The organism is Bacillus sp. OV166 (genome assembly GCF_900177675.1).
Lineage (GTDB): Bacteria > Bacillota > Bacilli > Bacillales > Cytobacillaceae > Neobacillus.
In genome coordinates, this window is record NZ_FXWM01000002.1 from 542,180 (window position 1) to 555,134 (window position 12,955).

At 37.6% G+C, this 12,955-nt stretch carries 13 protein-coding genes; 3 read left to right on the forward strand and 10 right to left on the reverse strand.

All coding sequences use genetic code 11. The features are described 5' to 3' along the window. The first annotated feature begins 130 nt into the window (after nucleotides 1–130). Nucleotides 131–244 carry a hypothetical protein gene (locus CCK98_RS37180; RefSeq protein WP_088091031.1) on the forward strand — a complete coding sequence of 38 codons (114 nt, stop codon included), beginning with the start codon at nucleotides 131–133 and terminating at the stop codon, nucleotides 242–244. A gap of 242 nt (nucleotides 245–486) precedes the next feature. Beyond that, a complete protein-coding gene (locus CCK98_RS34400) occupies nucleotides 487–975 on the forward strand; it encodes a site-specific integrase (protein WP_373408561.1) in 489 nt (162 codons plus the stop codon). A gap of 472 nt (nucleotides 976–1,447) precedes the next feature. On the opposite strand, the gene CCK98_RS34405 is transcribed toward CCK98_RS34400, so the two are convergent. From CCK98_RS34405 to CCK98_RS35935, 8 genes are all read right to left on the reverse strand, one after another. Continuing rightward, nucleotides 1,448–2,275, reverse strand: a complete 828-nt coding sequence (locus CCK98_RS34405) for a sugar phosphate isomerase/epimerase (RefSeq protein WP_088091033.1) — start codon at nucleotides 2,273–2,275, stop codon at nucleotides 1,448–1,450. 102 nt (nucleotides 2,276–2,377) lie between these two features. Then, the gene (locus tag CCK98_RS34410; RefSeq protein ID WP_218780194.1) at nucleotides 2,378–3,811 is read right to left on the reverse strand and encodes an aldehyde dehydrogenase family protein; all 1,434 of its coding nucleotides are present in this window, start codon (nucleotides 3,809–3,811) and stop codon (nucleotides 2,378–2,380) included. Between the two features lie 97 nt (nucleotides 3,812–3,908). Further along, on the reverse strand, nucleotides 3,909–4,865 hold the full coding sequence (locus CCK98_RS34415; protein WP_088091034.1) for a hydroxymethylglutaryl-CoA lyase: 957 nt from the start codon (nucleotides 4,863–4,865) through the stop codon (nucleotides 3,909–3,911). A 105-nt stretch (nucleotides 4,866–4,970) separates the two neighbouring features. Further along, nucleotides 4,971–6,737, reverse strand: a complete 1,767-nt coding sequence (locus CCK98_RS34420) for a thiamine pyrophosphate-binding protein (protein WP_088091035.1) — start codon at nucleotides 6,735–6,737, stop codon at nucleotides 4,971–4,973. Continuing rightward, a complete protein-coding gene (locus CCK98_RS34425) occupies nucleotides 6,737–7,735 on the reverse strand; it encodes a zinc-binding dehydrogenase (protein WP_088091036.1) in 999 nt (332 codons plus the stop codon). Before CCK98_RS34425 ends, CCK98_RS34420 begins: the two co-directional genes overlap by 1 nt. A 320-nt stretch (nucleotides 7,736–8,055) precedes the next feature. Beyond that, a complete protein-coding gene (locus tag CCK98_RS34430) occupies nucleotides 8,056–9,066 on the reverse strand; it encodes a LacI family DNA-binding transcriptional regulator (RefSeq protein WP_088091037.1) in 1,011 nt (336 codons plus the stop codon). Nucleotides 9,067–9,391: 325 nt separating this feature from the next. After that, nucleotides 9,392–10,702 (reverse strand): MFS transporter, encoded by a 1,311-nt coding sequence (locus tag CCK98_RS34435; protein WP_088091038.1) that lies wholly within the window; start codon nucleotides 10,700–10,702, stop codon nucleotides 9,392–9,394. Nucleotides 10,703–11,207: 505 nt separating this feature from the next. Further along, nucleotides 11,208–11,570, reverse strand: a complete 363-nt coding sequence (locus CCK98_RS35935) for a substrate-binding domain-containing protein (protein ID WP_088091039.1) — start codon at nucleotides 11,568–11,570, stop codon at nucleotides 11,208–11,210. Between CCK98_RS35935 and CCK98_RS34445 the strand changes: the two genes are divergently transcribed. Next, complete coding sequence (locus CCK98_RS34445) at nucleotides 11,532–11,720, forward strand: hypothetical protein (protein WP_088091040.1); 189 nt, start codon at nucleotides 11,532–11,534, stop codon at nucleotides 11,718–11,720. The two genes, CCK98_RS35935 and CCK98_RS34445, sit on opposite strands and share 39 nt — an antisense overlap. On the opposite strand, the gene CCK98_RS34450 is transcribed toward CCK98_RS34445, so the two are convergent. Then, complete coding sequence (locus tag CCK98_RS34450; RefSeq protein ID WP_088091041.1) at nucleotides 11,717–12,280, reverse strand: shikimate kinase; 564 nt, start codon at nucleotides 12,278–12,280, stop codon at nucleotides 11,717–11,719. The genes CCK98_RS34445 and CCK98_RS34450 overlap by 4 nt on opposite strands. Nucleotides 12,281–12,388: 108 nt before the next feature. After that, complete coding sequence (locus tag CCK98_RS34455; protein WP_088091042.1) at nucleotides 12,389–12,628, reverse strand: hypothetical protein; 240 nt, start codon at nucleotides 12,626–12,628, stop codon at nucleotides 12,389–12,391. Nucleotides 12,629–12,955: the final 327 nt, after the last annotated feature.

Below are 12,955 nucleotides of genomic sequence, written 5' to 3' on the forward strand. Positions count from 1 at the left end.
TGTGTAAACTAAGTCAACCTCACCAGACCTCTCGAACGTTTAAAAAATTCCCCACTAGTAGTTTTTTTATTTCCGCTGGTGTAAATGATTCCAGTGTATCTTCTGGGGCTTTAACTGGTTTAAAATTTTCATGGATACCCTTGAGAATTATCAGTACATGATTCCTCAACATCTTAAGCCTTCACTGGGCAGCATTAAAATTGCAAAGCTCCATCCCTCACATTTTACAAGAATATTATTCTAAAAAACTTGCAAGTGGAAAATTTGATGGAGAAGGACTATCACCTACATCGGTGAAACATCACCACAGACTCATACACAAAGTTTTAAAGGACGCAGTTAAATGGCAGTTCTTAGTAAGGAATGTAGCTGAAGCCGTTACTCCACCAAAAGTTTAAAAAGTCGAAATGCAAACCTGGGATGATGAGCAGGTTTAGACCTTTTAGCATCTAAATCCTCTGTCTACTATTCTATCTTCTAACAGCTATATTTACTGGAATGCGGCGTGGTGAGGTTTTAGGGCTAGGGTGGCAGGATGTTGATTTTGATAATCTTGTGCTTTATGTACGTCAATCGTTGCAAGAAGTAAAAAAGATTGGACTGACATTTAAAAAACCAAAATCAGGCAAAAGTCGGTCTATTACAATTACCCCTACCCTAGCAAAGGAACTAAAAAAATTATACAAACAGCAATTAGAAAATAAGCTTTTTCTCGGTCAAGAATATCATGATTTAGATTTGGTATTTGCACAACAGAATGGAAAACCAATTCAGCCCACTGAAATGGCAAGGGCGTATCGTAAGCTGGTTGAAATTAGTGGCTTGCCTTATATTAGATTTCACGATTTAAGACATACCCATGCAACGTTAATGCTTCAACAAGGAGTTCATCCTAAAGTTGTGTCCGAACGTCTGGGTCATACAACAATTGGAATTACAATGGACACGTATACTCACGTGTTACCAAACATGTAAAAAGAAGCTGTCCATCAATTTGAACAACTCTTTAAATAACCTATGTAGTGACCAAAGTGTGACCAAAGAAGAAATTTTCACTTGTTCGCGAACAATTTTAACCCTCTTCTAACTTCATTAAAAACCCCTCATAAATCCTTATATATCAATGGTTGGCGGGACTGCGTGGGAATCGAACCCACCAGACCTGGCACGCAGGTCTCAAGCAGTTTTGAAGTTTGCTGGCACCTGTTTTTCTAGTATCTCGATGTACCCAGACATCTTGATAAATCAAGGTTTCTTTATTCCCAGTGTTTTCTTGTGATTTGTAATTTTTAAAATTTGGGCACAAAGCATGGCACCACTTACTTTTCGTAACAACATAATGATAGGTTAACTCTAAAAAAAAGCCGTACAAAAAAACGCATCAGTGAAAAAAATCACCGTGCGGTAAGTAATGATTATAGTTGGAAGTTTTTCTGTCTTCGTATTCTTAACTGCATAACTCTAAACTAGAATGTTGATCAAAATATTTGTTTGCTGATTGTAAGCATCGCCGCGCATGTTCTTCATAGCCAAATGCTTCAACACGCTTGATGTTTGGCAATTCTATCGAACATGGAATTTCTGGAATTCGATCTATAATACTTGCAACATCAATACCACCTTCTCCAACATATAGGCGTTCTTCCCGAAGAATTCGTGTCATTTCTTCCATTGAAGTAGGAATTTCCTTAACAGCATCGCAAAGATGGAGAAATCTGAACCATTCCCGTGGTACAGAATCCAGGTCCTCCACTTTATCACCTGAACGATGAAAGTGGTGGATATCGATCATAAGACCAGCATTCTCCTGTTTTGCAGTTCGAAGAACGTCGTGGGCACCTGCAAGATTGTGGACGCTTGCGATTGGAACAAACTCTAATTCGACTGTAAGCCCGAATGGTTTTGCCAATTCACACAGTTCAGCAAATCGCTCGATACCATAGTTGTGATCGTCCGACCAGATGCTGCTGAGAACATGTTTTCCACCCAGTTCCGCAGCTGCTTCCATAGCAGAAAGATAATTTCTCAAATCCACGCCATCGTAAATCTTCGCTAGTTCAATATCAAGAAGCTTAACATCTGTCTCAGCAAGCGCCTTTTTCGTTTTCCTCATTAATTCCTTATTTTCAAGTGAAAAGTTTGGCTCTCCAGGTAGACTCATATAAATAGGACGTAAGCTAACATAATCATATCCAACTCGACTAGCGATATAAATCATCTCAGGTGGCGGACAACCAAGTACTGTAAGATAGGCTAAAGAATATTGTTTTTTCATCGTACCTCTCCCTTATAAAAAAGACACAGAAGGCGATATTCTTATCCTTTTGTGTCTTTTTATATGAAAATAATAGTGATAACGTTTGCCAGTAGCTAGTTATTATTTTTCTAATTCTGGATCGTAGAATTCGCCAAATAATTCTTCATCTGATGGTCTGTCTTCCGGAATTGGACTAGAAACCCAAGTTGTATTCATATAATGTTTTAGAGAAACATTTTCAGATGTAGCATTTCCGCCCCAAGTACCACAGCCCATTGAAGAGGTTTGGGGCATACCATTAGTAAATGAGCCCGCATTACCGATGGAATTAGGTTGACGAACCATGATCCGGCTAAATGAACCCCACTCACCTAAACGATTAATATGTTCGTCGTTAAATGAGTAGATCCCGCAAGAGTGACCAATCCCTCCGTTTTCAAATACACCTTCAGCCACTTTCAATGCATTTTCAAATTCGCCATCATATTTGTGAAGAGTTAGTAAAGTAGTTAATTTTTCATCTGCGAATACTTTACCTTTTCCTACACCATCACTGATTACCATGATGAATTTGCGGTCTTCCGGAATGCTAAAGCCAGCAGCTTCAGCAAGTTTTTGTGGAGAAATCGCAACCGTATCTGGTAAACGATGTCCTTCTTCATCCCAAATAACTACGCGAAGTTTTTCTCTTTCTTCATTGCTTGCTAAATATCCGCCTTCTGCTTGAAGCTGTTCTACCATTTGATCATAAATAGATTCATGGATGATTAAGTTACCATCTGCGGAACAACCGGAGCCAAAGTCTTTTGTTTTACTTAACATGGTATTGTGAGCTGCATCTTTTACATCCGCAGTTTCATCAATGATAACTGTCGCGTTACCTTTACCTACGCCATATGCAGGAGTGCCGGAACTATAAGCTGCACGAACCATATCTTGACCGCCTGTTGCCATAACTAAGTCAGCACGAGACATTAATTCGGTTGTTAGGGTTTTGCTTACAGTTGGTAAGCATTGCAGAATATCCGCCGGCGCGCCTTCTCTTTGAAGAGCTTCTCTCATTAAACGAACTACTTCGTTCGAAGTACCTTTTGAACGTGGATGTGGACTGAAGATCACAACATCACGAGCTTTAATCGCATAAATGGCTGTAACTACCGGTGTTAATTCCGGGTTGGTTGTTGGAATGAGTGAAGCAATAATACCTGCTGGTTTCCCATATTTTTTGATACCTTTTTCAGGGATTTCTTCGATAACACCAACACTCTTTTCACGTAATGCATCTCTAAGTACCCCACGAATTTTCATGCGTTTTCCGACACGATTAACAGGATCACCTAAGCCGCTTTCTTCAACGCCCATAACTGCAATACGTTCAAAAGTCTTTTTATTTGCAACAGCCCAAGCAACAGCTCGGATTAAGCGGTCTACTTGTTCCTGGCTGTAGCTTTTAATAACTTCGAAAGCTTTTTGAGCTCTTTCAAACGCTTCATCCAGTAGTTCTTCTTGTTCTGGTGTTATTTCTTTTGTTTTTTTAACAGCAGTAATTGACAAAATAATTACCTCCTAAAATTTTAAAATGAATTTTAAATATCCAAAAAGGATCTAGAAGAATTGTAGATACAAAGAGATTGGTAGATCGATCTAATTATTATCCAAGCTTTAGTTGTGATTTTGGTGCCGCATGTAATTGTGAACATGGTCCAGCCTGCAGCATATAACTGCCACCATCATGGCCTATTATGTGCTTAACTTCCTTTGCAACATTAATGAGTGCTTCTAAATTAATACCAGTTTCAATCCCCATCTCAGACAATGTATGAACAAGGTCTTCAGTTGCAACATTTCCTGTTGCACCAGGAGCGTATGGACAGCCCCCTAAGCCTGTAATTGAACTATCAAAATTGATGATTCCCTGCTGCATTGCAGCAACTGCATTGGCAATCGCCATTCCTCTTGTGTTATGGAGGTGCATTGTAAAAGTTATATCCGGAAATTTATTTCGAAGATGACCAACAGTGTTGTAAACCTGTCTTGGATTCGTCATTCCGGTTGAATCGGCTAGAGAGATTTCTTCAATTCCATAACCAATGTATCGTTCAATAATAGTGTCGAGCCGGTCGATTGGAACTTTTCCCTCAAAAGGGCAGCCGAAAGCAACTGAAATAGATCCTCCAACTTTGACATCATGTTTACTGGCTAATTCAATAATTGGAGCAAAGCCATCCAGTGCCTCTTTCGTTAAGCAGTTAGCATTAGATAAGCTGTGTGAATCCGATGCAGATAACATCAGCTTCAACTTTTTAATTCCTGATTCAATTGCTCGCTCTGCCCCCCGAACATTAGGAACTAGAGCCCGAAATTTAATTCCGGTCAACTCTTGTGAATGTCTTACTACTTCTTCTGCATCCTTTAACTGCGGGATCGCCTTTGGATGAACAAAAGAAGTGATTTCCATCGATTGGATTCCTGTTGTTGCTAATTTTTTAATAATTGCAATCTTATTCTCGGTTTGAATCCATTCATTTTCAGCTTGAAAGCCATCTCGTGGTGCCACTTCACAAACAATCACTTTTGAAGGCAGCTTCAGGTCAGTTGAAAAACTCATCTTATCACTTCCATTTTAGAATCACATATAAAACCAAGTTTTCTATTAATCTATTTCACTTCTCTCTTTATAGAGAACAGCAATATTGGAATGATTATTCCATGGTCACACAGTAACGTGGTGTACTTTCTTACCTGGCGAATAGATATCCATGATATTCCAATGCCCATCTGTTGGTACAGGATTATTCAGCATTGCAACATCAATAACGACTGGCTTATTAGCCTTGATGGCTCTTTCTAAAGCCGGCTTAAATTCTTCAGCAGCTTGAATTTTAATTCCTTCAATTCCATATGCTCTTGCAATGGCTGCAAAGTCTGGTGAGTATGGCTGATCATCTTTTGTAAACACTGTCCCTAAAGTAGTTCCGAAATGAGCCTTTTGCAGGCCTGCAATTGTTCCAAACGCGAAGTTATTCATAATTACCCATACAACCGGGATATCTTCCTCAAACGCTGTGGCAAGCAATGCTGGATTTTGACCAAATCCTCCATCACCAACTAAAGAAACAACAACTTTGTCAGGAGCAGCAATTTTTGCCCCTAAGGCTGCTGGTGCCCCAAATCCCATGGTACAGAAGCCACCAGGTGTAAGAATCGAGCCAGCTTCATAAATTGGGAATTGCTGTCCGACACCGTTTTTATTCCAGCCAACGTCAGTCGTAATAATTGCATCCTTTGGAAGCACCTCACGTACCTCTTCCAAGATTCGTTGAGGCATCATTGGGAAGCAATTTTCGTGAATAAATTGTTGATTGTTCTCCTTGAACTCTTTTCGATAAGCTTCAATCTCTGCTTTTAGAGATTCCAGGTATACCGGCTGCAACCCATGTGGATACATTTCTTTAGCAACACGATTTAATACAGCCAATGCTTTTTTTAAATCCGCAACAACACCGATATCAACAGGGTAGTTTCTACCAATCTCAGTTGGATCGATATCAATTTGAATAAGTTTTGTTGGCGGGAAATTGAACGTATATTCTGGTTCCCAAGAACTGCTGTCTGCTTCGCCAAACCGAGTTCCTAATGCTAAAATATAATCAGCTTCTTTGCATTTATTATTGATGAATTTTGTTCCCCAGAAGCCGGTCATACCTAATGTTAATGGATGGTCATCTGAAACAGCACCTTTTCCCATTAAAGAATGAGCGACTGGGATATTTAAGTGATCAACAAGCTCTCTTAACTCTTCGGAGGCGTCTGCAAGCATGATCCCGCCGCCAACATAGAACACAGGATTTTTTGCAGCTGCTAATGTTTGAATAATTTTCTTAGCTGTTTCATCGTCAATTGAAGGCTTGTGCAACGCTTTTGTATTATGCTTTACTTTTTCAAACCAAGAAGTTTCGAGTTCTTTTGAAAAAATATCCATTGGAACAGATACTAACACTGGACCAGGATTTCCGCTTTCCGATAATTGAAATGCTTTTTCTAAGATTTCAGGGAATAAATGTGGACTATCCACACGCCATGCACGCTTTACAAATGGACGATAAATCTCATATTGCGTTGCATCAGCATGTAAGTTTATCTCTTGGTGTGGATGTTTTCCGTAATAATGGGTTGGTATATCCCCGGCAATAACAACCATTGGGATGGAATCCAAAGCAGCATTAGCCACCCCTGTTGATGCATTAGTTAGACCCGGACCTACGTGACTTAAAACAACAGCTGCTTGTTTTTTTACTCGTGCATATCCATCTGCCATATGGGCGGAAATTTGCTCGTGTCTTACATTTACAAATTTAATGGAGCTCGTTTCCAATGCTGATAAGACAGCAATGTTGGTATGTCCACATAGTCCAAAGATGTGTTCGATTCCTCTATCTTCGAGGTACTTTACTAATTGGCGAGAAATAAGTTCTTTCATTAATTTTGCTCCTCCCTAAAATCAATTAAAATTTTGCCATATTGACCTGAAATAGCGTCACCATAAGCCCTTTCAAAATGGCTTAATGGAAAAATATTTGAAACTATTGGTTTAATATTAAAATCTTCATCCATTAGGTATTCAACACATTTTTCGAAATCCTCAGGAAAACTATAAATAATCGAACCTTTTATAGTAATTTCGTTTCGAACAATATGCATAATTGGGAAAGTAGCTTCAGGAGCCAACCCTATGTATACAATTGTTCCGCCTGGTTTAATAATTTGTAACGCTTGTTCGGCAGAAGCTCTTGCTCCAGCAGCTTCAATTACAATATTAAACGCTTCTCCCTGTATTTCTTGAGGGAGGGCTATTTTAACTCCTGCAAACCCATTACGTACTTTCTCAAGTTTCTTTTCGTTAATATCAACAGCAGTAACTTGTGCCCCTAAATATTTTGCTAATGCAATTGAAAGCATACCTTCCGTCCCGCACCCAATCACACAAACAGAAGTATCTTTTGATATTTTAACTTTTTGAAAGGCATGAACAATTACTGCAAAAGGTTCAATCAGTACTGCTTTTTTATTTGGTAATGATTCAGGAATTGGTAACACATACTTTGATGAAATGGTAATTTCTTCAGAGAAAATTCCAGAAATATTAACACCAAGGGAAAGTTTATTCATACAAATATTTTTTCTACCGTTTAAACAATTTTCACATTCATCACAGAATGTATTTGGTGTAACTACCACTCTAGTTCCTACAGTAAATGGTACATGTTCACCAACTTCGATAATTTCGCCGACTAATTCATGACCAGGAACTAGAGGGTACTTGGCGTGACCAAGTTTTCCTTTAAATACACCAATGTCGGAACCGCAAATCCCACCATATATTAATTTGATTTTTACATCATCTTCCTTAATATCTGTTACGGAAGGAAGTTTCTTTAATTCTAATTCACCAGGATTTTTTATATATAGCCCCAACATTCTCTTCACCGCCAATCTATTTAATTGATTTAAAAATAATTACCTAGTTTATAGTTTTGTAGATCGATCTAATTATCGTTAAAATTTTTTTCAAACAAAATAGATCGATCTAAAAAATAGCCAAGCTTTAAAGATTATTGAACACCACCCCATTACTTGAGAATTTAAAAAACATGATAAGTAAGCGTTATCACTATATTATCTTACAATTTTGATATTTGCAATACATTTCCTTCAAAAAATAGATCGATCTAAAAATTAATTCATCTTAAAATAAAAGAGAGCATTCAAGTGCTCTCTCTTTTCAAAGGTGTTAGCCTTTATGATGATTTTCGGACGACGAGTTCTGGTTGTAAAATGATTCGTTGCTTTTCGCGATTCTGATCTAAAATTCTGTGATGCAAGAGATTTGCCGCCTGTGATCCGATAAGTCTTGCAAAAGAAGACACAGTAGTTAGGGGTGGATTATATAAAGGGGCTTCATTATTATTATCAAATCCGACAACCGCAATATCTTTTCCGGGTTCTATTCCATTCACTTTCAAACCCTGCAGTACCCCATGTGCGACAAAGTCGTTAAAGCAAAAAGCGGCAGAGGGTGGTTTAGGATTATTAAGTACTTGTTGAACTGCTTCTGTTCCACCGTCTCGTGAGACAGCGCTTTGAATTATCAACGACTCATCAATTTCAATCCCTGCTCGTGTTAATGCCATACAATACCCTCGCCTTCTTTCTTTCCAGGCGGATGATTCTGACGTTCCTCCTAAAAAAGCAATTCTTCTATGTCCTTTTTGAATTAAATGGTTTACTGCCATTTGTGCTCCTGCAGCATAATCAATTCCTACATAATCACACATCACATTTTCCAATTCTCGAACGGCAAGAACGATAGGAATGTCAATTTGTTTTATTCGTTCAATTGTTGCTTTTGAACTGTCTGACACAGGGCATAGAATGATTCCCCCTACCCGATGCTCTAGCATTCTCGATATCAGCTGCTCTTGCCTGGTATCTGAATCAAACGTAGTGCCAAGGAAGACATCGTAACCCGCCTCTTCCAACGCATTATGAACCCCCCTTAACAGCTCAGTATAAAAAGGGTTGGCGATATCGGTAATAATTAGTCCAACAGTGGTCGAACTTTTTTGGGATCTCATATTTGCAGCAACACGATCATAAACATATCCCAGTTCCCGCATTGACGCTAAAACCTTTTTCCTCGTTTTTTCAGCTATCTTGGGACTTCCTCGAACTATAAGTGAAGCGGTTGCTCGGGATACACCTGCATGTTTGGCAACATCCATCAGGGTAACACGTTTTTTTTCCTCCATGAAAAATCACCCTCTAACTATTTATAAATTGTGTACTAACAAGTTATGACTTGAAAAAAGAAACTACACATTCTCTAAAAAATTTTAAAAAATAAAAGACAACTAAATTATAATTTTGAAATAGAAATAATGTCAATCATATGAGGGTATAACTTCATGGTGGCAATTCTATAGACACCATGAAGGATTATCGAAAAAAAGAACTTCACCAACTTATCAGATAAGGATTGTAATCCATATCCATCAAGAGGGAAGTCCTTTTTATGCTGGTTAAAAGAATGTTATCGAAAAAACATGTAGATAAATCCTCTTCACCACTTAATAACTATTCTTTTAACTCCAGACGCTGGATCTTACCAACAACAAACAGAAGTGATAATGCACCAGAAAGTGCAAGAACGGCCATATAGATTAAAGCACCTGTAAATGAATGTGTTTTTTGGACAATGATACCGATAATAATTGGAGTAAGGATCCCTGAAAGGTTAGCGGCGACGTTAAAAATACCACCTGCCAAACCTACTAGTTTAGTTGGAGCCAGGTCAGAAACCATAACCCACCCAGTTGCTGCCATACCTTGTGAGAAAAAGGCAACAGACATGATTGCTATTACTAAGCCAGGTACTTGGGTGTAGTTGGCCAGAACGATTAAACATGCACCTAATGCTCCCGTAATGATTGGCGTTTTTCTAGCAACTGTTAAGGATTTACCACTTTTGACCATTTTATCCGACCAAGCTCCCGCCAGTAAAACACCAACACATGCGGCGATATACGGTAGAGACCCCATAAAGCCGGCTTTGATAAAGGACATATGTTTTTCTTGAACAAGATAGGTTGGGAACCATGTTAAGAAAAAGTACAGCATTGACGCCACAGAGAATTGTGTAAAACTTATTCCCCAGATTTGACGGTATTTTAGCAGTTGTTTAACTTCTGACCATGTGATCTTGTGTTTCTCACCAGCATTTTCAGCTAGTCCACCGCCTTCACGTATGTAATCCATCTCTTCTTTATTAATAGCTTTGCTGTATTTTGGATCACGATAGTACTTTACCCAGACAAATGTAAATAGAATTCCCACAATACCCGTTACAATAAAGATCATTTGCCAGCCAAAATTCGATAATAGCCAAAATAGAATTGGTGTCGCGAATGCTAAGCCTACGTATTCACCTGCAGTGTAAACACCCGTAGCCATTGCACGTTCCTGTTTTGGAAACCAAGCAGCTACAACACGACTGTTAGTCGGAAATGCAGGTGCTTCCGTGATACCTAATGCCAGACGGAGCCCAAAGAATCCTGCAAAATTTTTTGCAAACCCTAAGCATAGGGTAGTGATTGACCATGTACAAAGCGATACGGCATACGTTAACCTAGGACCAAATCGATCTAAAATCCAGCCGCCTGGAATCTGCATAAAGGCATAGGACCAGCCAAAAGCCGAAAAGATCAAACCGAGTGTAACCTGATTTAAGCCTAAATCCTTCTGAATGGAAGATGCTGCAACTGAGAGGTTAGTTCTATCAAGATAGTTGATTGCTGTAATGATAAAAAGAAGTGCCAAAATTGAGAAGCGAGCGCGCGTTGGTTTCTTCAATGGTATTGTCATTGATTTCCGTGCTACTTGTGCCATTTAAATCCCCCTTATCGGTTTCCCTACTTTTTTGTCCTCTTGCTAATACACAACATGATAGCGATTACATTTTAATTAAAATGTAAACTGTAATTAGACTGAATCTCAAATAAAATAGTAAAGGGATCAAATTTATAAATTTTGTAAACTAGAATATCAAAGACTCGGATAACGCTTACAAAATTCAATGATAACTTTCATAGATATTTATTTGATATATCCAATCTTTTAAATTACGCTCACTACCCAAGAATAAAACCTTTCACTTTTGTTTTTCACCCCCCGCTTTAAAAATTAGACCGATCCAATTTTTCTAGTAGATCGATCTACTGAATCTTTAATTTATTATATAATAAAAGAATTAGTTTGAACATATTTTTTAAATTTTTGTGACTATTCTCTCATTTTAAATTTCAAGGCATTAAAAAACTTTAGGAGCAACGAAATGTATATCCTGCGGTGATATTTTTGAATTCACTCCAGATATACATTTAAGAGGAACTCCTTACAACCAATTCCGGCTTAATGATGATTCTTTGCAGTCTCGATCAAGGCCGATAATTCTTTGATGAAAAAGATTGGCAGCTTCAAAACCGATCTGCAGGGCAAAAGAAGAAACAGTTGTCAAGGGAGGATTATATAAATATGATTCTGATACATTATCAAATCTGAGGACTGTAATATCTTTCCCTGGTATTTTTCCTCCATCAATCAATCCCAACATGACACCATGGGCCACGAAATCGTTAAAGTAAAAGACTATAGGAGGTGCATCCGCAAGAGAACCTGGCGGATAGCATTCGCTCCTCCCTCCCGGGTTACATCGTTCATGATAATTAATGATTTGTCTACCTCGATACCAGCTTATATTAGTGTATTACTATACCCTTACTTTCTTTTCTACCGTGCAGATGATCCCGAGGAACGCCAAGAAATGCGATTCCTCGATGTTCCTTTGGAATTAAATGGTTTACAGCCATTTGTGATCCTACAACTAGCAGCCTTAATTCTTGGTTAAATGCCATTTGAACTTCGATCATAGATATCATAAGCAACTTTCAACGATTCAACAATAAAGTCTGCTATATCGTTAGGATTAAGATTGTCGGTTTCAAGTTTGGAATGATGAATATTGTATAATGCTTGTCTCTGATAAAACAACTTTTCGATTTCTTCGGTGGTTTTCCCGTGCAATACTGGCCTAGTATCAATTATAATATTTAGCCTTTCTTTCCATGATTCCCATGTAATATCTAAAAAAATTACTATACAATTTTCTAATGTAACTTTACGAACTTCTTCTTGAAGGTACGCTCCTCCGCCTAAAGAAATTACCTTTAGTTTTTGGGTACAGTTTTCCTTAATTATTTCTTTTTCCTTTTCACGAAATGATTGCTCACCGATGAGTTTAAAAACATCCACAATAGGAATATTAAAACTATTTTCAATAACCTTATCTATATCAATAAAATCCCTATAGAGCTTCTTCGCAACCAATTTTCCAACGGTAGTTTTTCCCACTCCCATAAATCCTATAATAACAATACTTTTCTCCCTTATTGATCCTCTATTGTTCATAAATTAAAACACTCTTTCTAAAGGTAATTTTCTTTACACGATCATAACAAATATTTCTTTAATATAGTTTAAATTTACGTAATATTCTAAAGAATTATTGTCTAAAATTTATTCTATTCCTACACTATTTTTAAGTTTAAAAAACAAAGCCAACTTTTCTTCATTTTCCAAATTACTATTCATAATTTCACTTACCTTACTTCCTAGAGCTGCATTTTTTTCCAACATAATACTTAGATGAATCAATTGTCTTTTTTCTTCTTCCTTTAAAGATGCTTCATCAACTCCGAATATTAATTCCAATGCCATATACCCAAACGTGCTGAACATCTTATCATAAAATGACATCCCAGTAACCTCCCATTGTTTTTTTAGATTGATCTAATTTTAAAGCGAACAAATGTTACTTTTATCTCGCAGGTGTTTTTCTAAAGCTAACAAGGTTTTAGCCAGTACTTGCAGAGATGTAAGTATTTGGGGTGGTGGACAACCAAAAACAGTAAGGTAAGCTAACGAAAATTGTTTTTCCGTCATGTATTCCTGTTTTGTTAGATCGATACAATTTTTAGCGTTAGGTCCTCCCGAATTGTTTAGGTTTATTTTATTAAATAATGTTTATGCCTTCAATGTATTTATAAGAATATTTATATTATTTTTTCTTAAATACAAATGTCT